This is a genomic window from Paenibacillus glycanilyticus (genome assembly GCF_023715145.1).
GTDB classification, from domain to species: Bacteria; Bacillota; Bacilli; order Paenibacillales; family Paenibacillaceae; genus Pristimantibacillus; species Pristimantibacillus glycanilyticus_A.
Genome location: NZ_JAMBNP010000012.1, coordinates 143,074 through 168,314, shown reverse-complemented (window position 1 = coordinate 168,314; position 25,241 = coordinate 143,074). Strand labels below are relative to the sequence as shown.

The window sequence follows — 25,241 nt, the reverse complement described above, 5'->3', positions numbered from 1 at the left end:
CCTTTCGATTCTATGAGGCGGCTCCCGGCGGCTTCGTCTGCGTGTGCTCAAGCTGTTGAAGCGGAATCTGATAGCTGACAGTTAGTCCGCCTTCCGGTCCGCTCATCATCCGGAACTGCACGCTCTCGTGGTAGAAAAGCTCCAGCCTGCGGTACACGTTGCGCAGACCGACATGACCTTCCATTGCCTCCTCCGAACGGACGGCCTGCTGCAGCCGGTCAAGCAAAGCCTGCTCCATGCCAATTCCGTTGTCGGCTACGGAGACGGTTAGCCCCCGTTCGGACATCCGTGCTTCAATACGGACGATACCTCCGCCTTTAATCGCCTGCAGCCCATGCTTGCAGGCATTCTCGGCAAGCGGCTGAATGCTCATGATCGGCACCTTGATTTCATTTGCGTGCGGATCAATATCCATAACGTAATCAAACCGGTCGCCAAACCGGAATTTCTCAATCTGCAAATACATAAGGGTGAATTGCAGCTCTTCCTTAAGCGGCACCAGATCATCCGCCCGTCTGAGCAGCCTCCTCAGGAGAAGCGACAGGCTTTTAATAATTTCGGTGACATCCTTGTAGCCGTTTTTCGTCGCCACAACGAGCAGCGCATTCAGCGTATTAAACAGGAAATGCGGATTCATCTGGCTCTGGAGCATGTTCATCTCCATCCGCACCCGTTCGACCTCGAGGCTCTTCTGATGAATTTCCAGCTTATAGACGTCATTAATCAGCGTATTAATCTTTCTGGTCATCATATTGTAGGCGTTAATAAGCCCGCCAATCTCGTCTTTTCCTTCGGGCAGCATCACTTGGTCAAACCGCTCATTGCGCACGCGGTCCATATGGCGGGCCAGCTTTTTAATCCGATAATGGTAGGAACGGAGCATCACGAAAATAAGGAGCGAAGGAATAAGCGTGCTGATCACCGCGAGCCATAGAATTGACCGCCTCGCCTCGTCGAGGAGACCGGTAATCCGGTCATTATTTGCCCGGCCGACCAGCTTCCAGCCCTGCACATAGCTGACTGTGCCAAGGTTAGACACAAATACCTCATCCGTCCCCCAATCCGCCGTATCCGCGGCATAGACCGGCTTGCCATGGTCCCCCGTTTCCGCGACGATCTCATTATGTTCATTGACCAGCTCAAGCCGCAGGCTGTCGCTCTCCCTGGACAAAATATCGTAGATTTTGTCCACGTTCAGATCGACTCGAAGGAATTTCCGGTATTGCGGCTTTACGATGCTGAAGCCTTGGTCCATGTCGCTGATGACGCTCATTTTCTTGGAAGGGCCCGTCGTCCCGGACGTCTCGGTATAAGCGACCACGCGGAATGCGTGACCGGGCTGCTTCAGGATTGGCGACAGCCAAGGACTGTTCACTTCCTTTTGGTTAATGACATAATAATTGCTTCCGGTCTGAATGGACCGGTTATACGTATAAATCCGGAGCTCCAGGATGTTCGGATATACCGGCATATAACGCTTCAGCTTATTGCGAAGGACGCTGTCATAGCTTTCATAGGATGAGACGGGACTGTCGTACGTTTTGTCCAGCACTTCGTTCAGCGAATCATCGCCTTCGATCGAATGGCTGACCGCAACGCTCTCGTCAATCATGCTGTGCAGCTCCGCTGCCGCACGGTCCATCGACTTGCGCAGGTTCTCCTGCTCGCGTATCCGGATATTGTCCGAGTTCTGCTGGTAGAAAAACACGTTGATGCCGATAATCGGGATGAGGATGCATAACAAGTAGATCATAAGAAACTTCAGATTCAGGGGAATATCGTTGATTTTATTCGAAATCTTCACCCTAGCCAATCCCCTTTTTGGTTTGATTTGTAAGCCGAAGGCGACACTTTCGTAAGGGATTTAAAGACCGAGCCGAAATATTCCGTGCTGTGATAACCTAGCTCACTGGCGATGGCGGACACCTTCAAATCGGTTCGAAGCAGCAGCTTCTTCGCCTCCTTGATCCGCAGGAGATGCATGTAATCGTTAAAGCAATAACCGGTTACCCGTTTGAACTGCTGGCCCAGATAGACCGGGTTGAGCCTGAACAGCTCCGCCAGATCCTTAAGCTGCAGCTTCTCCCGGTAGTGGGCGGTCACATAAGCAACGGCATCCTGAAGCCTTCCTTCCGGCCGCTTGTTGTTCAGCTCCTCCATTTGCCCGGCAGCCTTCAAGCAAACCTCCGTTAGCTGCTCCCGTACATTCGCATGCCGCGCGTACTCCGTCAGCATCCAGTCCGGCGGATGAACCGGATCGCCGCCCGCCTTATGATAGGAGCGCAGCAATCCGCCTTGCAGATAAGACAAGCATGCTGCCATGCTGTCTGCCGGCTCGGCTGTCCCTGCAATGAACTCGGCTAATGCGCCAGCGGCACTCTCGATCGCAGCAATATCATTGCATTCTGCGGCCATCAGCAAAGCCGATGCCCGGCTTGCCGCATCCCCCCACCGCCAGTGAGCCGGTTCAAGAGCTTGTTCATGCCAGTAAATACCGGGCTGTCCCTTATACAGACTTCGTCTGCGAAGCTCCAGCAGCTGTTTATGCAATTGCCTTATTTGCTTCCATCCCCGCGTGCTTCCGCTGATATAGATCGAGCATAATGGCCACTCGCCTGCCAGCCTTGCCGCGATCCTTCGAATATCCGAATCCAGCCCGGCATCCGCGCTATCCGTTTGCCGCGACCAGACCAGCAGTCCTGCCAATCCTGCGGTATCCTCTACACAACCGCAACCGGAAAGCAATCCGGCCGCAATCGCTTCGAACTCCTCCTTGGCCGGGGCTGCTTTCCCGGTGTCCACGAGTATCAGTCTTCCAATCGCATCGGGAGGACAATCCAGTAATTGCAGCAGCGAGGCACGCGCTTCCTCCGACTCCTCCTGCAGCGCTCTGGCAAATACGGCAGACAATTTTTCGCTTGCGAGGCTTTCCGCGGATTTACGCTGATCAAGCATTATCCGGAGCGTATTCAGCAGCTCATGGATCTCTTCCTCTATTAACGGCTTTAACAAATACTGCTCAATCTGATGACGGATCGCGAACTGCGCAGCATCAAACCGCGAATAGCCGCTGACGATCACCGTTGTTATATTCTCAAGCCTATGGCTTCGTTTCATTTGCCTGATCAGTTCCAGTCCATCCATCACGGGCATCTGAAGATCGGTAAATACGAGATCGGGAACTTCCTGCTCCATCATCTCCATCGCTTCCTTGCCGTCCGATACCGCCCAGCAAAGCTGGAAGCCATGCGCCTCCCAATCCACCATCGTCCTCCAGCCCTCCAGCATGAACGGTTCATCATCGACGACCAGCACTTTATACATGGGGAGCACCACCTTTCAGGCGTTAATCTTCATCTAAACCCAGTGTCACATAGGGGAAAACCATCAGCAATGTGACAGACATATGATTTGTTGGATTATTTTAAGGTAATATGTAAGCGTTTACTAAAGTGTGAATGGTCTCTCCCCAAGGATATGAAGCCTACGTTTCGCTTTAAAAATATTCAGCCCCCGAATTCTTCGAAGGCTGCTGCAAGTCTATGAGAGATTCAGGATGATTGCTGGGATAGACGGTATTTGGCGGGACTTACCCCTACCGTCATTTTGAATAAACGGCTGAAGTAGGCATGATCCGCATACCCGACCTGCTCGCCAACCTGATATATTTTCATATTCGTGTCCCTCATCAGCCGGATGGCCTGGCGCATCCGGATGCTTGTCAGGTGATGGGTAAAGGTCGCCCCCGTCTGAGCGCTGAATTGTCCGCTTAAATAGTTCGGAGTCACGCCAAGCCGCTTCGCAAGCTTGACCAGCGACAGCTCTTTATCCCCGTACTCGGTCTCGATAATCTGCATCGCCGAGCGGATGATGCGGCTGACAAACTCATAGCGGAGCAGCTCCTCGTCCTCTTCCCCCGCATGGCCAAGCTGGCGAAGACTGTTCCGGTATAAGGAGCGGAGCTCCGATACCGCTGCCGTAATGCCGCCAAACCCAAGCTTGATCGGAATGCGAAGCCTTTCTTCGAGCGTTCTTTTTTTCTTCAAAACGATCTCTTCCATATTCGGAACGGTATGCCTCGCGGTCAATACCGCAGCACTCATAAACGGTCCGTCTTCAATAACAACGACCGTCCCGAGCTCCCTCATATCCTCCGTCAGCTGCTCCTTCATCCAGAAGCGGTCCGTGGACTGCCAGAAAGCTTTATCGTCGATCTGGAGCGTAAATACGCCCGCCCAGCGGAAGGAAGGCAGCGTCGCCTCATCCCTCTGGTCATCCCGCATGTATGGCGCGGAAAATAACCTCTGTACCTTCTTCTCCAGCGAAATCCGTTCCCGGTGACGCAATAAGGGGACGGAATACTCGCCATGCGGCCTTCCGCTTCGTCCCGGATGCGGCTGCGATAAGCTTCTGGCTTCCATCGTAAGGATCAGCAAAACCTGCATCACCTTTATCCGGATATCAAGCCGTCTACTCATATCGTAGTCCGAATCGGCCGAGCAGATCTCCATCAATTCTTCGATATGAGGCATTAACTGCCGTACAATCGGCGAGTCCGCATGGAACAGATGCTGCTCGATCCTGCCAAGCAAATCATATAGATCCGGATCGTCGACATCCAGATGAAGGGCAAAATAAGTCATCGGCTCCTCTGCCGCATTACGGCACCGATGGAGCTCATCCGGCCGGATCAGCAGCAGGTCACCCGCGTTCTGGATATATTCCTGGCCGGACACCATGGCTGCTTGGCTGCCTTGAAGCACAACATTCAGCTCTAGCAGCGGATGCTGATGCTCCGCGTAAGACCAGCCTTTATCCACTGTCCGCCAATGCGTGCCGACCAGCTGAAACGCCAGCCGAAAGTTCTCAAGAGCGATTTCGCGCTTCACTTCCGGTACTTCCCCGTCCCGATTCGTCTGCCAAGTCACGCGATCCGCCCCGCTTCCAGCGTTTTTCCTTGGATTATATCACAGAACTTAGTTATTGGGGACGATGCTCTTTAAGACCTACTGTTCCGGACAGCCGCTGACGAGATGACCCGAACGGTTGATCTTGGTCTGCAAATATTTCTCGTTATACTCCGATACATCGCCCCATAGCGGAATCCGGTCGGCTACATCAAGACCGGCGGCGCGCAGCGCCTCCAGCTTGCGGGGATTATTCGTGATAAGCGTAACCGGCTTGCTCTTTGGCCGCAGGGCCCGCAGTACCCGTATCGCATCGCCGTAATTGCGCGCATCGTCAACAAAGCCCAAATTCAGGTTCGCTTCAACCGTATCGAAGCCCTCCTCCTGAAGCAGATAAGCCATTGCTTTGCTGAACAGCCCAATGCCGCGCCCTTCATGATTAGCCAGGTAAAAGAGCGCTCCCGCCCCCTGCGCCGCAATCATCTTCATCGATTGATGCAGCTGGTAGCCGCAGTCGCAGCGTTTGCTGCCGAATATATCTCCCGTATGGCAAATGCTGTGCATCCGAATAAATGCCTCGTCGGCATTCTCGAAATCACCGTAAACCAGCACGCTCGACTGTTGCATTTCAGCAAGGTTAGCGCCGGACAGCTTATGTATAATATCTTCGAGCTTATCTACTTCCTCCTTGCAGAGCAGCCAGCAATACCAATGGAAAATAACCGTCTCGTCATCCAAATTAACCGGCAGCTTAATGGGACCAACCAGATAAATCTCCCCATCCTCGGTGTCGACATGCCGGATTTTACCTTCCAATATCGAGATCACTTTCTCATTCATGACTCACAAACCATCCCTTCGCTTCCATTATTGACCTAGGTTGCTCAAGGGTCGCGGCAGCTATGCTTATTCCCCTACTTTTATTGTAAAAGAAGCAATAAAAGTATCGCCATGACGCTGGAACTGGCCCCATACCTTATACAAGCCGGGAACAGGAAATTCCGTCTCGAATAAAGCTTCCGGCCCCGCCGTCTGCCCATCCTTCGGATGGACATGTAGATATTGCGTTAAGTCTTCGCTGATAATCACGACATGCCCGGCCGCACCGAGGTAGGGCTCCATATCCTCTGCGGGTTTACCTGTTGCGGCGTCCTTGAAGGAGAAGGCGAGGGAGGTTTCCTTGCCTGCTTGCAGTTGACCGGGGTGGAGAGTTACCTGTGTGCCGGCCACCATCCGAACGAGCTGCTTGTCCGGAACAAGCGGCACGGCGGGTGCAGTCTTACCGCCAACTTCCACTTCCGTGTCCGCTACCTGATGGCTTCCCCCTGCCGGGATAAAATCGGCAAACAGCTTGTAGGCTCCACCATTCGGGAAGATGGTATCCACCGTAAAATGTCCAGTTCCGTCATCCACGGGATGCAGATGCTGAAACTCGCTCAGATCGCTGCTCACCGCGATCAGATGAATCTCCTTCTCGTGGTTAAGAGAGAAGCTTCGAACAGGTTGTCCCTTAGCATCCGCGACCGCAAGCTGAATAGCCGCAGGCTTGCCCGCTTGCGGCTGCTTCGGGGAGAAGCTCCATTGTACGGTGGCGCTTTGGTTATGCTCCTCATGAGCATGGTGATGATGGCTGGAGGACTCGTCGTCCGCCAGACGTGTGCCAGCTTGACTGAAGACTGAACCTGACGCTGAGGCAGAATTGGAAGCCGCCCAACCTGTGTTGCTGGTTGTATAAGCGGCGGATAATAAAACGGCCATAAGTCCAATATGTAATTTGCGGTGTCGATTTCTGCGTTTTCGTTGCATGTTACGGATACGCTCCTTCCATTTATCCCTAACAATATACCCACAGCCGGTATCTGCTAATCATCTGCGGAAGCGCAAAAAAGCCTCGAAACCCTCTTGAAGAAGCGGGTTTCGAGGCTTTTATTAAATGTGTATGGTAATGCGGACAATGAGCATATTGCCTTGCTTAACGATGATACCGCACACGTTCATTCGTAAATAGGCGGTTGAGCCAACTAGCATAAAAAGGCGCTGCCAGACTCCTTCGGAGCTGACAACGCCTCACTATTCTGACTAGCTATTAAACGACGTCGTAGCCTTGATCTTCGATAGCGCCTTTGATTGCATCAAGCGATACTTTCTTCTCATCGTACTGGATGGTTACTTTGCCTGCAGCCAGATCAACCGAACCGGTTGCGCCAGCTCCGGTAACCGCCTTCTCTACTGCGCTTACGCAATGTCCGCAGGACATGCCCTCTACCTTCAACGTTGCATTTGCCATAACCTTAATCCCTCCCGATCTTATTTCATTAATTTATTTACCGTAACGAGCAGCTCGTCAATAACTTCACTTTCTCCCGCCTGAATGCGTTCCATTACACAGCTTTTCAGATGACCTTCCAGCAGAAGCTTCCCTACGCCGTTCAGCGCCGACTGCACGGCAGCGATCTGGTTAAGCACATCATCGCAATACGTATCCTTCTCGATCATCGCCTTTACGCCGCGGATTTGACCTTCAATCCGGTTTAAGCGGGATACGAGATTGGATTTCATTTTATCCGAATGATGACTCTTCCGCTCGGCGCCTTGCTGGTCCGGCTGATCGGTATGGCAATGCGGGGTCTTCTCTTGTTCAATCATCTTAAATACCTCCAGGGGGTATGGCTTAATCTTATCATATCATACCCCCTAGGGGTATGCAATCCGCAATTTCAGCATAAATATAATCGAGATTAATATGCCGCAAACAAATCAGAAGTAAAGTAAAATTAATTCAATTTTATGATGGGGATGGGAGTGGGAGAACGGTTATGACAACACTTGTGAATTATGCGCACCGGGGAGCTTCCGGCAGCTATCCGGAGAACACGATGATCGCCTTCGAGAAGGCGATCGCGCTTGGCGCGACAGGGATCGAGACGGATGTGCAAATGACCAAGGACGGCAAGCTGGTGCTCATCCATGATGAGAAGCTGAAACGTACAGCAGGCGTAAACGCGCTTGTCGCTGAAACGCAATCCGAGGAGCTGCTGCAGCTGGATGCCGGAAGCTGGTTCTCTCCCGCGTTCAAGGATGAACGGATTCCTTCGCTTGAGCAGCTGCTTGACCTTGCCAAACAGACGGGGACCTTCATCAACATCGAACTAAAAAACGGCATCGTACCTTACCCCGGAATGGAGCAAAAGGTTATCGAAACCGTTCGTGCTTACGGGATGGAGGATCAGGTTATCCTATCGAGCTTCAATCATTACTCGCTGATCGAATGCAAGCGGCTTGCGCCGGACATTCCGACAGGTATTTTGTACATGGAAGGCTTATACCGCCCGTGGAAATATGCTTTGTCGATCGGAGCAGCCGCCCTGCATGCCTCGCATTATGCGGTGCTGCCGGACTGGGTCGCTGAAGCCGCCCAGCATGGCGTGATCTACAACGTGTTTACCGTGAATGAACCGGCCGAGATGCATCGCCTGATCCAAGCGGGAGTCGCAGGCATCATTACCGATTACCCGGACCGGCTCACTGCCGCTCTAAGCAAGCTTTAATCCGCTTAATGGATGCTTTTCTTCGTAAAGCCGCCGCCTTGTACGTCGGCGACATTTTCGATCGCGATAAAGGCTCTTGTATCAATGTCATGCACAATCGCTTTCAGCTTCGCAACTTCCAGACGGCTGACCACGCAATAAACCATTTGCGTCTCTTCTCTGGAATAACCGCCGCGTGCCTGAATATACGTCGTGCTTCGGCCTAGACGAGTCATAATGGTCTCGGCGATTTCTTCGTACGCGCTCGAAATAATAGTAACGGATTTCGATTCCTCAATACCTTCAACAACGATGTCCATGACTTTCGTCGCCAAGTAATAAGTAACCATCGAATACATGGCAGAATTCCATTCAAACACAAAACCGGCGAGAATAAAGATAAATACGTTTACGATCATGATGATCTGCCCGACCGGCATGCCGAACTTTTTGGATGCGAGGATCGCAACAATCTCCGTGCCATCGAGGGAACCGCCAAAGCGGATCGCCAGACCTACGCCGGCACCAAGAATGATACCACCGAACAGAACGGCGAGCAGTTTTTCTTCCGTAAAAGCATGAACATGGTGAAGCAGCTGTGTGGTAATAGACATAACCGCGATACCGTATAACGTGGAAATGGCAAAGGTTTTGCCGATTTGTTTAAAGCCGATGAACAGGAATGGAATGTTCAAGAGGAAGATGAATAGACCAAGGGGCAAGTGGGTTAATTCGGATACCATAATGGAAATACCGGTGATTCCACCGTCGATAACATCATTAGGTACGAGGAATAATTCCAGTGCTACACCCATTAATACAGACCCGATCGTGATAAAAAAGACCCTTTTTAACATCTCTAATGCAGATAATTTTTTATGCGCTTTTGCCATCGTGACCTCCAGCCTTTTCTTTTTAGCCTAACACAATACTAAGATCTTTTCAAAAATCCGAATCAAAAAAAATAGCAGCCGGCGTCCATTTATATGACACCCGGCTGCTATTTTTTTGCTCTTATTCGTACAAGACCGCTTTAATCTCGTCGCTGTCGATATTGGACTTATCGTAGTAATAGAAGCCCGTATCGATCGTCGATTCGACTTTTTCCCCGCGGATGGCTTCTACTGCCGCTTTCACCGTTTCGTACCCGATGCCTACCGGATTTTGGGTGATGGCTCCGGCCATCACGCCGCTCTTGATCGCGTCAAGCTGCGCCTTTCCGGAGTCGAAGCCGATTACCGTAATTTGGCCTTCCTTCTTCAGCTCGGTTACGGCGTTGATTACGCCTACGGCGGAGCCTTCGTTTGCGCCGAAGAAGCCTTTAATATTCGGATGCGCTTGGATCATCGCTTTGGCAAGGTCCGTCGATTTCAGGTGGTCGCCGCCGCCGTATTGAATATCGACAATCTTGATGTTCGGATATTTCTCTTTAATCCGGTTCACGAAGCCGTCGCGGCGGTCCACGCCGGTAACGGAGGTCTGGTCATGGACGATTACGCCAATCTCGCCTTCGCTGCCGATCAGCTCCGCCATTTTGTCGGCGGCAAGGGCAGCTGCAGCCAAATTGTCCGTCGATGCCGTTGTAACCGGGATATCGCTGTCTACGCCGGAGTCGAAGGCAATCACCGGAATGCCCGCATCCTTCGCTTTTTGAAGAAGGGGAACCGAAGCCTGGCTGTCGAGTGCGGCAAAACCAATGGCGCTTGGTTTCTTGTCGAGCGCCGCCTGCAGCATCTCAATCTGTTTATCCACTTGCGATTCGGTCTCCGGGCCTTCAAACGTAATCTCTACGTTGAATTCGGTTGCCGCCTTCTCCGCGCCGGATTTGACCGCCTGCCAGAATTGATGCTGGAACCCTTTCGAGATAATCGGAATATAAATCTTCTCCCCGCTCGCTTTGGTCCCGCCGTTGTTGCCGCTGGACTTGCTTCCCGAATTCGAGTTGTCCGAACCGCAGGCACTCAACATAACAACCGCCATTAACGTCACAAGCAGCACTGCCGTAAACTTCTTCACCGAAATCTCCCCTTTGATATGGTTTTATAAGTCCTGTATAGAATCTCCGGTCCCGGCACATCCCCCAGGCGGAGCCTCTAGCGAACTACGCTTTGCGGCGGCGCAGGATGTCCGCATATACCGCGAGCAGGATAACGAAGCCGACAACTACCGTCTGCCATTCCTGCGGAACGGACAGAATCCGAAGCCCGTTGGTCAGCACGCTCATGATCAAAGCACCGATAACCGTGCCTATAATCGTGCCTTTCCCGCCGCTAAGCGACGTCCCCCCAATAACTACCGCGGCAATCGCTTCAAGCTCATAACCGGAGCCCAGAGCGGGCTGAGCGGAATTAAGCCGGGAGGCAATCAGAATACCCGCCAGACCGGTGAAGATGCCGGTAATCGTGTAAATCACGATTTTCCAATAGTTCACGTTAACGCCCGAAAGCCTTGTCGCCTCTTCATTGCTGCCAAGAGCGAAGTTGTAACGGCCAACAATCGTCCTCGACAAAAGAATGCTTCCGATAATCGCGGCGATGAAGAAGATCACAACCGCATTCGGGATTGCAAACCCCGGAATAATCTCGTCAAAGAACGAGCCTTGCGACACTTCGCTGAACACCGGATCATCGTTGAAGTAGATCGGCTTTGTGCCGGAGATAACAAGGGCCAGACCTTTGGCAATCATCATCATGGCAAGCGTCGCGATAAAAGGCGGGATCTTGAGCCTGGCAACCATTACCCCGGATAACAGACCGCATATCGCCCCCGTCAGAATACCGCCGATAATGCCAAGCGGGACCGGAAGGCCCCAATACGTAATGAACACCCCGGTCATGACCGCGCTTAAGGTCATCACCGTTCCGACCGACAGGTCAATGCCGCCCGTTATAATGACGAATGTGGAGCCTAAGGCCAGAACACCGGTAACCGCGGTGGACAGCAGAATGCCCACGATATTCGAGAATTGAAAGAAATTGCTGGACGAGAATGTGAATACCAGGATCAGGACGATCAGACTGGCAAAAGCAAGCACCTGCTGCAGAGCGCCAGGCTTCAGAATAAGCCCGGTCTGCTTGCCGCCAAGCTGCGACATTTCGGCTTTTGGCTGCATTTTCATTTTGCGTATCCCCCTTCAATGAATGCCACACTTCCGAGAGCATCATCTTTTTCTCCGATCTTAGGCTCTTAACGTGGCATATCGCATAATCTGCTCCTGCGTCGCTTCCTCGCGGCTCAGCTCGCCCGTGATTCGTCCTTCGCACATGACGATAATGCGATGGCTCATACGCAGAATCTCCGGAAGCTCCGAGGAGATCATAATAATCGACTTGCCCTTGGCAGCCAGATCGTTCAGCAGCTTGTAAATCTCGCTTTTCGCTCCTACGTCAATTCCCCGCGTAGGTTCATCGAAGATCAGAATGTCACAGCCCTGGGTCAGCCATTTGCCAATAACGACCTTCTGCTGATTGCCGCCCGAGAGGAATTTCAATTCCTGGTCAATATGCGGCGTCTTCACCTTCAGCATGTCGACAATCTGATCGGCCGCCTTCTTGATCTTGGCCCGGTTCACCCAGCCTATCGGATTCACGTACTGCCTTAGCGAGGCAACAGCCACGTTCGTTTTCACATCCATCTCCACGATGCAGCCGTAACGCTTGCGGTCTTCGGACAAGTAGCCGATTCCTGCCTGCACCGCATCGTAAGGCTGCTTCAGCACAACCTTGCGGCCATGCACGGTTATCTCCCCCGAATCAAGCGGATCAGCGCCAAAGATCGCTCTTGCTACCTCTGTTCGGCCTGCCCCGATCAGACCGGCGAAGCCGATAATCTCGCCTTTGCGCAGCTTAAAGCTGATATTATCCAGCGCGCCCTTGCGGCTAAGCCCCTTCACTTCCAGCACTGTTTCGCTGTTCTCCGCGATCTGGCCTTGCTTGGTGCCGTCATAAATCTCGCGACCAACCATCATCGCGATTATCTGCTCGTTCGTTACGGAAGCCGTTGAGACCGTATCGATATATCGTCCATCCCGCATAACGGTGATCCGGTCGGTAATCCGCTTCAGCTCATCCATCCTGTGCGAGATGTAGACGATGCCAACCCCGCTGCTCCTCAGCTGATTAATGATGACAAACAGATCGTCGATTTCCGAATCGCTAAGCGCCGCGGTAGGTTCGTCCATAATCAGTACCTTGGCGTCGTAAGATAATGCCTTGGCGATCTCCACCATCTGCTGCTTCGCAACGGTAAGATTAGCGACTGCTTCATCCGGATCCAGATCCATGTTCAGCCGGTTGAACAACCGCTCCACCTTGCGCTTCAGCTCCCGCTCGTTCAGGAACAACCGCAATCCCCGCCGCGGCTCGCGGCCGATATAGATGTTCTGGGCTACCGTCAGATCAGGCGCCAGGTTCAGCTCTTGATGGATAATGGAAATGCCAAGCTTCTGCGCTGTTTTGGAGCTTGGTATCTCAACTTCCCGTCCATCATACGTAATGCTCCCCGCGTCCTTCTGATAGACTCCCGTCAGCACCTTCATCAAGGTGGACTTGCCGGCTCCGTTCTCGCCGACCAGCGCATGCACCTCGCCCCGCCTTAATTCGAAGCGGCAGTCCTGCAAGGCTTGAACGCCTGGAAAATGCTTGTCGATTCCTTCCATGTGAACGAGTATGTCCGTCATGCCTGCCTCACTCCATCCCGCTGTTAACTACACTCATTGTAAATCCGCGCCTTCCTTGCCAGAATGGAATAATGTATTTGAATAGTTGAAAAACATCTGATTTCCATTTCCCTTTCCCTAAGAAAAAAAGCTACTCTCCCACAAACGGGAAGAGCAGCTTCTGATTTTGTTCCGTGTACATATTGTCTTTATTAATGATGACCGATTCCGTATCTATCAGCTTCGGAACCTTCTGTCCGCGTACCGCCTCAATAGCGGTTTTCACGCTTAAATAACCCATATTGTACGGCTTCTGGACAACCGTCGCGTGCAGCACGCCGCCTTCGAGCAGCTTCACCTCATCCACCGAGCTGTCGAAGCCGACGAGCTTTACCTTGCCGCTAAGGCCAAGATCCTGGATCGCCTTGCCCGCCCCAACGGTTGACGGCTCGTTCAAGCCCACAATGCCTTTTATGCTCGAATCTGCCTGTAGCAGCTCCTTGGTCAGCTCGTAAGCCTTGTCGAGCTGTCCTTCGCTGTAGAACGTATTCGCCACTTCAATCCGCGAGTTGCTCCGCAGCCACTCGCGCACGCCCTGCTCCCGTTCCATCTGCGAGGACGTACCAAAAACGTAGCTCATAATCGCTATTTTCGAGGAGTCCGATTCCGGCAGCAGCTTGGCCATTTCTTCTCCGGCTTTCTGTCCGGCGGCTCTATTATCCGTTGCGATAAAGCTGAGAGCATCATCGCTGTTAATGCTGGAGTCCACGGTGATCAGCTTAATGCCCGCTTTGACGATTCTTTGGGCGACGGGGACAAGCCGGTTATAATCGGTTGCCGCCATCACAATCGCGTCCGGCTTCTCGCGAATCGCCTGCTCCAGCTGTTTCATCTGCACGTCAATCTGAGTCTCGGCGGGAGGCCCGATCACCGATACCGTTGCGCCAAATTCATTCGCGGCATCCTCCACGCCGGTTATGAGCACCTTCCAGAAGTCGATGGCCGAACTTTTAGCTTTTACCGTCACAATGATGTCGACGTTCTTCTCTGTCCGCTGGCTTGCCGCCCACTTATAGATCCCGACAACAGCAATAAGAACAAGGATGGCTGCAAGGACGGCAGATGCCGATCTGCGGCGGTATTCACTCATGCGCCAACACCTCCGGCATATTCATCGCCGAGAATGGCCGCAATCCGGACCGTGACCGTTGTCCCTTCATCCGGGACGCTCTTGTAGGACAAGCCGAATTCTTTGCCGAAATACAGCTGGATCCGTTCATGGACATTAACGACCCCGACCCCTTTGCTTTCCCTGTCGCTCTTCCTTGGCTCAAGAATGGATCGGAGCGTATCCGCCTCCATGCCCACGCCGTTATCGCTCACTTCAAACCAGATATAATCGTCCCGCTTGCCGCCCGTGACCTGGATCGTTCCCGTTCCGATCCTATTCTTGATGCCATGGTAGATTGCATTCTCAAGCAGCGGCTGCAGAAGCACCTTAAGCGTACGGCAAGAGTAAATATCCGGGTCCACATCGATATGGAAATCCAGCTTGTCCTTGTACCGGATCTTCTGGATCGTTAAGTAGTTCGCGACATGCTCAATCTCCGTCCGGATCGAGACCAGCTCCTGCCCCCTGCTGATGGAGGAACGGAACAGCCTGGCCAGAGCGGAAGTCATCAGGACAACCTCGTCCGTCTTTTTCCCCTCCGCCATCCAAATAATCGAATCCAGCGTATTGTACAAAAAATGAGGATTAATTTGGGCCTGCAGTGCCGTCAGCTCGCTCTTCCGCTTAATCTCCTGCTCCCGGACAACCTGGCTCATGAGCTCTTCAATCTTGACGACCATCAGGTTAAACGTCCGGGCAAGCGATGCGATTTCCCTTGGATTGCCTATGGGCACCCGAATATTAAAAATCCCTTTCTCCACCTTCTTCATATGCTCCTGCAGCTGCTTGATCGGGCGGGACAGGTTGCGCGAAACAAGCACGGCGAGCAAAAGTCCCACGATCAGGCAAAAGATCCCGGCCGCTACCATCGACAGCTGCATCTCGCGCTTATTGCCGATCAGCTCGTTAGCGTAGGATACCCCGACGATTTTCCAGCCAAAGCCGCTGTCCTGAATCGTATAGATGCGGCTTGTCTTCCCTTCGTCTGTCGTAAAGCTGCCGCTGCCCTTGGCCAGCACCTCGTCGATTTTTTCGGATTTCAGGTTACTGTAGATAAGCTGCTGCTGCGGGTGATACACGATATTTCCGTCCTCATCGACGATAAACACGTACCCGCGCTTGCTCAGATCGATGTTGTTAAGCGTATCGTTAATGACGCTGAAATTCAGGTCAACCAGCAGCACGCCGCGCGGCTCCGTCTGATCCTTGCTCCACAGCTCCCGGCTGAGCGATACGACCCAGTCATATTCATCCTTGAACATATGCTGGACATGGGAGGAGGAGACGACGATCCGGCCGGATGCTTCCTGCGCGCTTTTGTACCAAGGCTGCTCCTCCAGCCTGACGCTTGGATTCAGCTCCGCCTGCCCGCGGTCCGAGACGAAACTCCCGTTGTAGCCAATCACGTTGATGGAAGCAATATCTTTCCGGGAAGCGATTATGGAGTGAAAATACGCCGAGATTCGCTGCGAACGGGCAAGCTCCTCCGAGCTTGTCCGGTTGCTGCCCGCTTCACCGACAAGCTCGCGGACATCCTCGTTGCTGAGGGCGAGCACCGATATATTTTCCATGCTGGTGATGTACGTCTGGATATTGGCATTCACCTGCCGGATCAGCTCCGCCGTATAATCCTGGGCAGTCTCGCGGACGGAAGATGCCGACAGCTGGTAGGAAATCACGCCTAACAGAATGGCCGTTAAGAGAATAAGACAAGCAGAGGCGGCAGCGATATTGGTCTGAATGCTCTTGAATTTAAATAGCTCCATCTATGCCTGCTCCGCGGCCGTTCGATGCCGGTAATCGGTTGGCGATTCCCCGGTGTGCTTCTTGAACAATACGCTGAAATACTGCGCATCGCTGTAACCGGTTCTAGCCGCAATCTCATAGGTTCTAAGGCTCGTGAATTTCAGCAGCTCCTTCGCCTTGTCCATCCGAATCGCGGTCACATATTCAACAAACGTCCTGCCGGTATGCGATTTGAAGGCCGCGCTGAAATAGCTGACGCTCATGTGAACCTGCTTGCACACGCCCTTCACCGACAGCTCCTCATCCTCGTAATGGGACTCCAGATAGGCGATAGCTGCTTCTATTTGGAAGCGGCATTGATCATGACGAGCTGCCGTAACGCTATGAACGGCTTGACGGCAGGCTCTCTTCAGCCACTCCCCGATCTCATCCATCGTCCTGAACCGATAAATTTCGGTCATCGGATTAACGCCTGCTCCGAATACCTCGGACTCCTTGCAGCCGATATCGCCAAGCGCCTGCATGACGGCGAGAATCGTCTTCTGTATGCGCAAATAACAATGATCGATGCTTGTAAGCTCTGCTTTGTTATGCCGGATCAACGCTTCAATCGCGCGCTCCACCTCATCGGCGGTACCGGTCTTGATACCGGCTATTAATTCGCGGTCGAACTCTGCCGGATGCCCTGCCGGCGAGCTTTGGCGCTTTTCCATGTCGAGGATGCTGATCACGCTGTTATCCCCGAGAACAAGCCGGTAATCCAGCGCGGCGACCGCTGCCTTGCAGGACTCTCTAATCCGCGTATAGCCCTGAACGCTGGTCCCGATCCCAACCGAAACGGTCAGCTTCAAGAATTGAACCGCCAGCTGCCGGATTTTCTCCGCAAGCTCCTGCGCTTTTTCCTGCAGCGGCTCATCGCGTTCACCGCCAAGAATGGCCATGACCCGTTCCTCTCTGCTGCGGAATACTGCCGCACCAGGCTCCCCGCTAATAATTTCATGTGCAATATTGTATACGGCGAACCGGAGCAGCTCCCGGTCCGTATCGGCGCCGGTCTGCTCTTCCAGTCTATCCGTGTCTATCGCCAGCCCCAGATAGCAAGGCCCCCCCAGTTGAAGCTGAAAATAGGACAGCCGCGAGGCAATTTCCCTTTCGCTTAACGCCATCGTCGACAGCCGCTCGAGGAAGCGTTCCTTAAGGAGCGGCATGCTCTCGTGAAGCTGGCTTTGCAGCCGGGCCAGGTCCTCCCGCTCCTTCTTCTCTTCATCCAGCTCCAGCCGCAGCTTATGCAGCATCGCCGACAATTCGGCTGCCGTCACCGGCTTCAAGATAAAGTCCTTCACCTTCAGTTTAAGCGCCTGCTGCGCGTATTCGAAATCATCGTAACCGGTCAGAATAACGACCTTCGTATCCGGATAACGCTCCATCACTTCGCGGGATAAGGCCAGCCCGTCCATAAACGGCATGTTAATATCCGTCAGCACGATATGCGGACGCAGCCGTTCAATCTCATCCAGTGCCTGCACGCCGTTCTCGCAGTCCGCCACGCAATTAAACCCAAGCTCCCCCCACGGGATGCGCTCCCTGATGCCTTCCCTCACGACCGCTTCATCATCTACCAGCAATATCGTATACAAGGCGGTTCCTCCTAGCAGCTTTCAGGATTGGAATTGTATGCGCTTTTATTATAGTCATCGGAGGAGGAGGCCGGCAATGAGAAAAAGGAAGGTTAATCCTATTCGAAGGTTACCGATGCAAACAAAAAAGCGAGTGAGCCAAGCTTCACCCGCTTCTACCGTTTATCTATTTAACTTCTACCGGCTCCCCCTACTCCGAAGGAGTCACGGCCAGCTGCAGCTCACACTCCAGCTCCTCCGCGTAGATGGCGCTGTCTCCTGCCGACCAGCCGAAGAGCTCCGCCATATAACCGTGCACGCTATCCTTCCAGCGCTGCACCCGGCTGCGGTCGAACAGGAGGCTGCCGCTGCGGCGGATCCAGAAATCGACCGGCTTGCAGGCCATTTCATAGCGAATGGCATAGAGCAGCTCCAGCAGAAGCGTGACGGGCAGCTTTCTGCGGATGGCTTCCTCCTGCGCTTCGGGCAGCAGCCCAAGAACGGTATCGATATTCGAGCCGAACCGGCGGACCAGCCGCTCTGCATCCGGCTCGGCAAGGCCCGCTGCGACAGCTGCTGCCTTTTTATCCGCGACAAACGTTGGATAGCCCGCGGAACCGCCAACCTCGCCGCCCGAAATCGGCAGCGTCATCGTCCGGCTGTCGCCGGTACCGTTCCGTCCAGCTTTGGCAAGCTGCGCCGCTGCCTGATCCATGACGGTCTCGGCCATCTTCCGGTAGCCGGTCAGCTTGCCGCCGGCCATGGAGAGCAAGCCCGATGGCGACACCAGCACCTCGTCGCGCCGGGAAATCTCGGAGGGGCTTTTCCCTTCCTGGTGAATAAGCGGACGTACGCCAGCCCAGCTGGATTCTACATCCTCCGCCTTCAGCTTGAGCGATGGGAACATATCGTTAGCCGCCTTCAGAATATATTGCCGGTCGGCAGCCGTCATCCGCGGATGGACAAGATCCGACCGGAAATCGGTGTCGGTTGTGCCGATGTACGTTTTCCCGTCGCGGGGAATCGCAAACAGCATTCGGCCGTCCGCCGAGTCGAAGTAGACAGCCTGGCCAAGCGGAAACCGCTTCTGGTCAAACACGAGATGAACGCCTTTCGTATGATGGAGCGTCTTCCCCTTCTTGGAGCCGTCCTTCTCCCGTATCGTATCGACCCAAGGGCCGGCCGCGTTAATCGTGACCTTCGCCTTTACTTGTCCGGTTCTGCCTGTCAGTTCATCATGCAGCTTCGCGCCAGCAACCCGCCCATTATCATAGAGCAGCGATTCGGCCTTCACATAAGACAAGGCGCATGCGCCAAGCTCGACTGCTTTTTTCATCACTTCGATAGTCAGCCTGGCATCATCCGTGCGGTATTCAACGTAATAGCCGCCGCCCTTCAATCCCTGCTTCTTCAGAAGCGGCTCGCGCCGGGCCGTCTCGTCCACTCCAAGCATCTTTCGTCTCTCGCTGCGTTTGACCCCAGCCAGGAAATCATACAGGCGAAGCCCAATCGACGTGCTGAACGTCCCGAAGGTGCCGCCCTTGTAGATCGGGAGCAGCATCCATTCCGGCGTTGTTACATGCGGCCCGTTCTCGTATACGACTGCGCGTTCCTTGCCAACCTCCGCTACCACTCCGATCTCAAGCTGCTTCAAGTATCGCAGACCGCCATGCACCAGCTTGGTAGAGCGGCTCGACGTGCCCGCGGCAAAATCCTGCATCTCCACAAGCGCCGTCTTCAGCCCCCGCGTTGCCGCATCCAGCGCGATGCCCGCACCCGTAATCCCGCCTCCGATAATGAGCAGATCATATTCCTCGGCCTGAAGCCTTCCGAACTGCTCCTCTCTCTTTAACGCGTTAAAAAAGTATGGTTCTCCCTCATGCCTGTTCCCGCTTGCCATTACGAACCGCTCCTATCGCTTATGTCTAAAAAGAAAACCGCGAACATCTCTCCATTATGCTATTACGCATCATAAAGAAAAGCCACGGTCTTCCTTCCTATCTACTTATCGAAAAGCCATCGCTGCCTGCACGGCCTTCTGCCAGCCGGCATACAGCTCTTTCACTCTTTCCGGCGCCATCGACGGTTCAAAGACGCTGTCTAGCCGCCGCTGCTCCAAAATCTCCTCGCGGCCCTGCCAATAGCCTACCGCAAGCCCCGCCAAATAAGCAGCGCCAAGCGCCGTTGTCTCGCTAATAACCGGCTTCTCAACCGGTACTTCCAGCAAATCGCTTTGGAACTGCATGAGCAGACTGTTGCGGATAGCCCCGCCGTCCACGCATAACGTCTGAAGCGGAATGCCCGCCGACTGCTCCATCGCATCCAGCACATCCTTCGTCTGATAAGCAATCGACTCCAGCGTTGCCCGGACAAAATGCTCCCGCCGCGTCCCGCGCGTCATGCCAAATACCGCACCGCGGACATCGCTGTCCCAGTAAGGCGTACCCAGCCCGACAAAAGCGGGCACGACGTAAACGCCTTCGGTAGACTCCACCGAAGACGCAAGTCTCTCGCTCTCCTCGGACGATTCGATCATTTCCATGCCGTCGCGAAGCCATTGCACCGCCGAACCCGCGACAAAGACGCTGCCCTCCAGCGCGTATTCCACATGCCCGTCGATGCCCCACGCAATTGTCGTGAGCAGTCCATGCTCGGAGCGGATCGGCTCGGCCCCGGTGTTCATGAGCATGAAACAGCCGGTGCCGTACGTATTTTTCGCCTCGCCTCTCTCAAAGCATCCATGCCCGAACAAAGCCGCCTGCTGATCGCCCGCAGCGCCTGCAATGGCAATAGAACCGCCGAACAACGATGCTTCCGTTGTGCCGTATACCTCGGAGGATGAACGCACCTCCGGGAGCATCGCCGCCGGAATATCCAGCCATTCCAGCAGCTCGGCGTCCCACTTCAGCTCATGAATGTTGTACAGCAGCGTACGGGACGCATTCGAATAATCCGTTACGTGAACAGCGCCGCCTGTCAGCTTCCAGATCAGCCAGCTGTCTACCGTGCCGAATAACAGCTCGCCCGCGGCGGCTTTGTCGCGCGCTCCTTCTACCTCGTCAAGCATCCATTTCGCCTTCGTGCCGGAGAAATAAGGATCGATAAGCAGCCCCGTTTTCTCCCGGATCGCGGTCTCATGGCCTGCATCCTTTAAGGCTTCGCAAATGCCCGATGTCTGGCGCGACTGCCACACAACGGCGTTATAGACGGGCTTTCCCGTTGTTTTATCCCAAATGATCGTCGTTTCCCGCTGATTGGAAATTCCGATTGCGGCAATGCGCTCCGCCGTCAGCCCTTCCTTCTCAAGCAGCTGGCGAATGACTTTTCGGGAGGTTTCCCAGAGCTGCTCTGCATCCTGCTCCACCCAGCCCGGATGCGGGAACGCGCAGTCCACCGCCGTCTGGGCAACAGCGCGCGGGCTCCCCGCCTTATCGAATAGAATCGCGCGAGTGCTTGTTGTTCCTTGGTCAAGCGCGATCATATAAGTTTCCTGCTGCGTCATTATCATCGATCCCCTTTTAGTATCCTGCAATCCCAAGTGCCTTCTACCACTTATTGTATTCTATTCGAGGCGCGGAGCCAAACTCCCTTCGGTTAATAGCGCTCCGATACGATTTTGGCCTGCGTAAAAAGAAGCAGATAATCTCGTCCGCCTGCCTTCGAATCCGTACCCGACATATTAAATCCGCCAAACGGGTGGGCACCAACAAGCGCGCCCGTACATTTGCGGTTCAAATACAGGTTGCCTGCCATAAACTCTCGCCGCGCCAGCTCCAGATGCGCGCGGTTCCTCGTGATCACCGCCCCCGTCAAGCCAAACTCGGTATTGTTCGCCATCCGGAGCGCCTCCTCGAAAGACTCCGCTTTGGTGAAAGCGAGCACCGGGCCAAAAATCTCCTCCTGCGATATGCGGGCATTTGCATCGACGTCGGCAAAAATCGTAGGCTCAATGAAATAGCCCACCGAATCATCCGATGCCCCTCCCGCTACCAGCTGCCCTTCCCCTTTGCCGATCTCGATATATTCCTGGATTTTACGGAATGCCTTATCGTCAATAACGGCTCCTACATTCGTGGAGACGTCCGCAGGATCCCCTACCGTAAGCCGGTTGGTCCGCTCGAGGACCTTGGCGAGCACCTCATCGTACACCGCTTCGTGGACGATTGCTCTCGAGCAGGCGGAGCATTTTTGCCCGGAAAAGCCGAAAGCCGCAGCAACGATGGACTCCGCAGCCAGGTCCAGATCCGCATCTTCATCCACAATAGTTGCGTCTTTCCCGCCCATCTCGGCGATGACGCGCTTGATCCATTGCTGCCCCGGCTGCGTCTTCGCCGCCCGTTCATTAATTCTGAGACCAACCTCGCGGGAACCGGTAAAGCTGACGAACCGCGTGAGCGGATGATCAACGAGATAATCCCCCACCTCGCTGCCCGGACCCGGCAAATAATTGACTACGCCGGCCGGCACCCCCGCTTCTTCCAGCAGATCAACGAATTGCGCCGCAATAACGGATGTCGGGCTCGCCGGCTTCAGGACAACCGTATTTCCGCAGACAAGCGCGGCTGTCGTCATTCCCGCCATAATGGCAAGAGGGAAATTCCAGGGCGGAATGACAATACCGACGCCAAGCGGAATATAATAAAGTTGATTCTCCTCTTCATCAAGAGGAGTTAGGGGCTGCGGTTCGCTTATACGCTGCAGCTCGCGCGCATAGAATTCCATGAAGTCAATCGCTTCTGCCGTATCCGCATCGGCCTCGGCACGCGTTTTACCCGCTTCAACCGTCATCCACGAGGAAAATTCGTGCTTGCGCCGCCGCAGCAGTGCCGCAGCTTTATATAAGTACCTGGCCCGCTCGTTCGGCTCGGTATGCTTCCAGCTGTCGAAGGTGCGCGCTGCCGCCCTAATGGCCTCCTCCGCAAGGCTGGCATCCGCTTGGGAGACAACGCCGATTACCTGGTTTTTGGAAGCCGGATTTGTAGATATCGCGGTTCGGTTCGTCGTAATCCGGCGTCCTCCGATAACGAGCGGATACTCCCTTCCAAGCCTTGATCTAACCAGTGCCAGCGCCGCATCGTAGGCTTTATTATTCGACTCGATCTGGAAGTTCGTAAACGGCTCGTTCTTAAAAGTTGCCCTCATACCCGCATCCCCCTTCGATACATGCTCACTATTCCATTTATAGTTCATCCGGCTGGACGTTATGTCTTAGGAAGTCTCTTAGGATATTGAAAGCGCACAGAAAGGAGCGATTGACATGGGTGGAGGCCTTTACCGCCGAACACTGCTAAGCATTACGGGCAACAAGCTTGTGGAGCATTTGTCCATCCGCTACGGCCGCAAGCTCGCATCCAAATTCATCGCCGGCGACAATCTGGAAGAAGCGATGGATCGGACGGAGGAGCTGAACAATCAAGGCATTATGGTAACGCTGGACCATCTGGGAGAAGGGATCAAGGACCTTAAGGAGGCAGAAGGCTACAGGGATGAGTACTTAAAGATCGTCCGCGAGATTGCGAAGCGAAAAGCAAACGCCAACGTCTCGCTGAAGCCGACCCAATTCGGCCTCGCGCTGGATAAGGAGCAATGCCACGCCAATATCCGGGCGGTTGTGTCGGAGGCGAAGTACAGCCGGATCTTTGTCCGGCTTGATATGGAGGATACCCCGTACACGCAGGCGACTATCGATCTCGTCCGAAGACTGCATGCAGGCTGGATGACCAATTGCGGCACCGTCATTCAGGCTTATCTGTTCCGTTCGGAGGATGATGTGCAGGCGCTGAGCAAGGAGAAGGTTAATCTTCGGCTGGTGAAGGGCGCGTATAAAGAGCCCCCGGAAGTGGCTTATCAGAGCGCGGGTCAGGTACTCGATAACTTCAAGAAGCTTATTGAGCATCGCCTGACAAAAGGCGTCTACACGGCCGTTGCCTCCCATGACGACAAGGTAATCAATTGGACCAAGGACTTCGCCGCTGCGAACCATATTTCGAAGGACGCCTTCGAATTTCAAATGCTGTACGGCCTGCGGATGGGCAAGCAAGCCGAGCTTGCGCAGGAAGGCTACCGCGTCCGCTGTTACGTGCCTTACGGCACGATGTGGTATCCGTATTACACTCGCCGCTTGGCGGAGAAACCGGCTAATTTGATATTGGTTTTGAAGAACGCTTTGAAATAAGGAGCCTGCGGAGCTAAACGTTAAGCATGGACTTCGCGTTAGCGTTAGCGTAAGCCATTGCAGCAAAGGCCAAAGTCCCACGGTATCGTGAAGACTTTGGCCTTTGTTGGCATCCCCCCATATGGGAAAGCATTCCTCCCCTGCCCCGCTAACGAAGCCTCGCGACCAAGCCGCTTTGTTGACTATGCTAGTTGTTCCCCAACACAATCAGCTCTTTCGGATAGCTCGTCAACACCCGGACGGAGCCGTCCGCTTGAATATACACATCATCCTCAATCCGAACGCCGCCGATTACCGGATCATAGATACCCGGTTCAATCGTAAACAGCAGACCCGGCTCGATAATCGACTGGTTTTGCCCGGATACCGAAGGCTGCTCATGCACATCCATGCCAAAGCCATGGCCAAGGCGATGGGTGAACAGCGGCCCAAAACCTTGCTTCTCAATAACATCGCGGGCAGCTTTATCCACAGAAGCCAATGTGACGCCGGCTTTGGAAGCTGCAATCCCCGCCCTATTGGCCGCCAGCACCGTATCATAGATGGCTCGCTGCTCTTTCGAAGCCTCGCCCATCACAAACGTTCTTGTAATATCCGAGCAATAGCCTGCCGCTTGCACGCCAATATCAATGAGCAAGAAATCGCCGTGCTTGATCGTTTCATACCCCGGCGTGCCATGCGGCAGCGCGGAACGGGCACCGGTCAGCACGATGGATTCAAACGCCGGGCGGTCTGCGCCAAGCTTGCGCATCTGATACTCAATCTCCGCCGTCAGCTCAAGCTCCGTCATACCGAGCTTCACATGGGAAGCGGCGTGAGCAACTACCTTTTCCACCATAATGACGGCATCCTGCACCTTGCTGATTTCTTCCTCGCTTTTATTGGTGCGAAGCGACAGTATGAAGCCTTCCAGATCTACGAAGCGTGCTCCTTCCAGCGCCTCCTGCAGCCGTTCCGCCTTGGCAATCGATACGGATTCCTTCTCGATTCCCGCAACCGTTGCGCCCGAGGCCGTATGCTGTCTCAGCACGTCATAAGCATTCTCCGTATCCGATATAGGCACGAGAGTGCCGTCTCCTCCAAACGGTTCAGCCGCAGACAGATCAAGCAGCGGCATATAGAGCGTCTCCTCGCCGGTACGCGCATCCAGAGCCAGTGCCAGGAACCGCTCATGAGGGTTGCAATAAAAGCCCGTGAAATAATATACATTCGTCGAAGACGTAATAAAGGCGATATCGATGTTGTTGTCTCTCAAATAGGCAGCCAGCTGCCCTTTTCTTTTTTGCCAAATGGATTCCATGCTTCTTCACTCCGTTTCTCAGTTAACACCTACCTAGCTATTATAACGCGGTCGAGTGTAGTAACCAAACGAATGCCCGCCTCTATTATTTTGAAATTCCTCGAAAATAAGTTCATACTATAGCTATAGGGTCCACAGGAAA

General features: G+C 53.9%; 20 protein-coding genes. 2 read left to right on the top strand and 18 right to left on the bottom strand.

The annotated features are described in order from the left end of the window. Window positions 1-10: 10 nt before the first annotated feature. The 7 genes from M3194_RS25780 to M3194_RS25750 all read right to left on the bottom strand — a co-directional run bounded on the left by M3194_RS25780 (window position 11) and on the right by M3194_RS25750 (window position 7,553). Window positions 11-1,804: a sensor histidine kinase gene (locus tag M3194_RS25780; protein WP_251656968.1), complete on the bottom strand. Its 1,794-nt coding sequence runs from the start codon at window positions 1,802-1,804 to the stop codon at window positions 11-13. Continuing rightward, the gene (locus M3194_RS25775) at window positions 1,801-3,324 is read right to left on the bottom strand and encodes a response regulator transcription factor (RefSeq protein WP_251656967.1); all 1,524 of its coding nucleotides are present in this window, start codon (window positions 3,322-3,324) and stop codon (window positions 1,801-1,803) included. The genes M3194_RS25780 and M3194_RS25775 overlap by 4 nt, the downstream gene beginning before the upstream one ends. A 227-nt stretch (window positions 3,325-3,551) precedes the next feature. Then, complete coding sequence (locus tag M3194_RS25770) at window positions 3,552-4,928, bottom strand: AraC family transcriptional regulator (RefSeq protein WP_251656966.1); 1,377 nt, start codon at window positions 4,926-4,928, stop codon at window positions 3,552-3,554. A 78-nt stretch (window positions 4,929-5,006) separates the two neighbouring features. Continuing rightward, entirely contained in the window at window positions 5,007-5,747 is a 741-nt protein-coding gene (locus M3194_RS25765; RefSeq protein ID WP_251656965.1) for a GTP cyclohydrolase II, read from the bottom strand. A gap of 66 nt (window positions 5,748-5,813) precedes the next feature. Beyond that, window positions 5,814-6,713: a hypothetical protein gene (locus M3194_RS25760; RefSeq protein ID WP_251656964.1), complete on the bottom strand. Its 900-nt coding sequence runs from the start codon at window positions 6,711-6,713 to the stop codon at window positions 5,814-5,816. A 280-nt stretch (window positions 6,714-6,993) separates the two neighbouring features. Next, window positions 6,994-7,194 (bottom strand): copper ion binding protein, encoded by a 201-nt coding sequence (locus M3194_RS25755; RefSeq protein WP_251656963.1) that lies wholly within the window; start codon window positions 7,192-7,194, stop codon window positions 6,994-6,996. Window positions 7,195-7,214: 20 nt separating this feature from the next. After that, window positions 7,215-7,553 carry a metal-sensitive transcriptional regulator gene (locus tag M3194_RS25750; RefSeq protein WP_251656962.1) on the bottom strand — a complete coding sequence of 113 codons (339 nt, stop codon included), beginning with the start codon at window positions 7,551-7,553 and terminating at the stop codon, window positions 7,215-7,217. Between the two features lie 170 nt (window positions 7,554-7,723). Here M3194_RS25750 and M3194_RS25745 point away from each other — a divergent pair, with 170 nt between their 5' ends. After that, window positions 7,724-8,455 (top strand): glycerophosphodiester phosphodiesterase, encoded by a 732-nt coding sequence (locus M3194_RS25745; RefSeq protein WP_251656961.1) that lies wholly within the window; start codon window positions 7,724-7,726, stop codon window positions 8,453-8,455. 5 nt (window positions 8,456-8,460) lie between these two features. On the opposite strand, the gene M3194_RS25740 is transcribed toward M3194_RS25745, so the two are convergent. The 10 genes from M3194_RS25740 to pruA all read right to left on the bottom strand — a co-directional run bounded on the left by M3194_RS25740 (window position 8,461) and on the right by pruA (window position 22,766). Further along, complete coding sequence (locus tag M3194_RS25740) at window positions 8,461-9,327, bottom strand: YitT family protein (RefSeq protein WP_251656960.1); 867 nt, start codon at window positions 9,325-9,327, stop codon at window positions 8,461-8,463. A 121-nt stretch (window positions 9,328-9,448) separates the two neighbouring features. Beyond that, on the bottom strand, window positions 9,449-10,414 hold the full coding sequence (locus tag M3194_RS25735) for an ABC transporter substrate-binding protein (protein WP_251656999.1): 966 nt from the start codon (window positions 10,412-10,414) through the stop codon (window positions 9,449-9,451). Between the two features lie 121 nt (window positions 10,415-10,535). Then, entirely contained in the window at window positions 10,536-11,528 is a 993-nt protein-coding gene (locus M3194_RS25730) for an ABC transporter permease (protein WP_251656998.1), read from the bottom strand. An 84-nt stretch (window positions 11,529-11,612) separates the two neighbouring features. Further along, the gene (locus M3194_RS25725; RefSeq protein WP_251656959.1) at window positions 11,613-13,112 is read right to left on the bottom strand and encodes a sugar ABC transporter ATP-binding protein; all 1,500 of its coding nucleotides are present in this window, start codon (window positions 13,110-13,112) and stop codon (window positions 11,613-11,615) included. A 130-nt stretch (window positions 13,113-13,242) separates the two neighbouring features. Next, window positions 13,243-14,241, bottom strand: a complete 999-nt coding sequence (locus tag M3194_RS25720; RefSeq protein ID WP_251656958.1) for a substrate-binding domain-containing protein — start codon at window positions 14,239-14,241, stop codon at window positions 13,243-13,245. Next, window positions 14,238-16,028 carry a cache domain-containing sensor histidine kinase gene (locus M3194_RS25715; protein ID WP_251656957.1) on the bottom strand — a complete coding sequence of 597 codons (1,791 nt, stop codon included), beginning with the start codon at window positions 16,026-16,028 and terminating at the stop codon, window positions 14,238-14,240. The genes M3194_RS25720 and M3194_RS25715 overlap by 4 nt, the downstream gene beginning before the upstream one ends. Further along, window positions 16,029-17,645 (bottom strand): response regulator transcription factor, encoded by a 1,617-nt coding sequence (locus tag M3194_RS25710; RefSeq protein ID WP_251656956.1) that lies wholly within the window; start codon window positions 17,643-17,645, stop codon window positions 16,029-16,031. A 190-nt stretch (window positions 17,646-17,835) separates the two neighbouring features. Then, the gene (locus tag M3194_RS25705) at window positions 17,836-19,524 is read right to left on the bottom strand and encodes a glycerol-3-phosphate dehydrogenase/oxidase (RefSeq protein ID WP_251656955.1); all 1,689 of its coding nucleotides are present in this window, start codon (window positions 19,522-19,524) and stop codon (window positions 17,836-17,838) included. A 105-nt stretch (window positions 19,525-19,629) separates the two neighbouring features. Beyond that, window positions 19,630-21,126 (bottom strand): glycerol kinase GlpK, encoded by a 1,497-nt coding sequence (gene glpK / locus M3194_RS25700; protein WP_251656954.1) that lies wholly within the window; start codon window positions 21,124-21,126, stop codon window positions 19,630-19,632. Between the two features lie 92 nt (window positions 21,127-21,218). Next, on the bottom strand, window positions 21,219-22,766 hold the full coding sequence (gene pruA, locus M3194_RS25695) for an L-glutamate gamma-semialdehyde dehydrogenase (protein WP_251656953.1): 1,548 nt from the start codon (window positions 22,764-22,766) through the stop codon (window positions 21,219-21,221). A gap of 115 nt (window positions 22,767-22,881) precedes the next feature. On the opposite strand from pruA, the gene M3194_RS25690 reads away from it, so the two are divergent. Further along, on the top strand, window positions 22,882-23,799 hold the full coding sequence (locus tag M3194_RS25690) for a proline dehydrogenase family protein (protein WP_251656952.1): 918 nt from the start codon (window positions 22,882-22,884) through the stop codon (window positions 23,797-23,799). A 187-nt stretch (window positions 23,800-23,986) separates the two neighbouring features. Here M3194_RS25690 and M3194_RS25685 read toward each other — a convergent pair whose 3' ends face one another. Further along, on the bottom strand, window positions 23,987-25,099 hold the full coding sequence (locus tag M3194_RS25685; protein WP_251656951.1) for a M24 family metallopeptidase: 1,113 nt from the start codon (window positions 25,097-25,099) through the stop codon (window positions 23,987-23,989). Window positions 25,100-25,241 lie beyond the last annotated feature (142 nt).

Coding starts and splice junctions, on each gene's coding strand:
- M3194_RS25775 (WP_251656967.1), bottom strand. CDS start 3,324: ATGTATAAAGTGCTGGTCGTCGATGATGAACCGTTCATGCTGGAGGGC.
- M3194_RS25765 (WP_251656965.1), bottom strand. CDS start 5,747: ATGAATGAGAAAGTGATCTCGATATTGGAAGGTAAAATCCGGCATGTC.
- M3194_RS25760 (WP_251656964.1), bottom strand. CDS start 6,713: ATGCAACGAAAACGCAGAAATCGACACCGCAAATTACATATTGGACTT.
- M3194_RS25755 (WP_251656963.1), bottom strand. CDS start 7,194: ATGGCAAATGCAACGTTGAAGGTAGAGGGCATGTCCTGCGGACATTGC.
- M3194_RS25750 (WP_251656962.1), bottom strand. CDS start 7,553: ATGATTGAACAAGAGAAGACCCCGCATTGCCATACCGATCAGCCGGAC.
- M3194_RS25745 (WP_251656961.1), top strand. CDS start 7,724: ATGACAACACTTGTGAATTATGCGCACCGGGGAGCTTCCGGCAGCTAT.
- M3194_RS25740 (WP_251656960.1), bottom strand. CDS start 9,327: ATGGCAAAAGCGCATAAAAAATTATCTGCATTAGAGATGTTAAAAAGG.
- M3194_RS25735 (WP_251656999.1), bottom strand. CDS start 10,414: ATGGCGGTTGTTATGTTGAGTGCCTGCGGTTCGGACAACTCGAATTCG.
- M3194_RS25730 (WP_251656998.1), bottom strand. CDS start 11,528: ATGTCGCAGCTTGGCGGCAAGCAGACCGGGCTTATTCTGAAGCCTGGC.
- M3194_RS25725 (WP_251656959.1), bottom strand. CDS start 13,112: ATGACGGACATACTCGTTCACATGGAAGGAATCGACAAGCATTTTCCA.
- M3194_RS25720 (WP_251656958.1), bottom strand. CDS start 14,241: ATGAGTGAATACCGCCGCAGATCGGCATCTGCCGTCCTTGCAGCCATC.
- M3194_RS25715 (WP_251656957.1), bottom strand. CDS start 16,028: ATGGAGCTATTTAAATTCAAGAGCATTCAGACCAATATCGCTGCCGCC.
- M3194_RS25705 (WP_251656955.1), bottom strand. CDS start 19,524: ATGGCAAGCGGGAACAGGCATGAGGGAGAACCATACTTTTTTAACGCG.
- glpK (WP_251656954.1), bottom strand. CDS start 21,126: ATGACGCAGCAGGAAACTTATATGATCGCGCTTGACCAAGGAACAACA.
- pruA (WP_251656953.1), bottom strand. CDS start 22,766: ATGAGGGCAACTTTTAAGAACGAGCCGTTTACGAACTTCCAGATCGAG.
- M3194_RS25690 (WP_251656952.1), top strand. CDS start 22,882: ATGGGTGGAGGCCTTTACCGCCGAACACTGCTAAGCATTACGGGCAAC.
- M3194_RS25685 (WP_251656951.1), bottom strand. CDS start 25,099: ATGGAATCCATTTGGCAAAAAAGAAAAGGGCAGCTGGCTGCCTATTTG.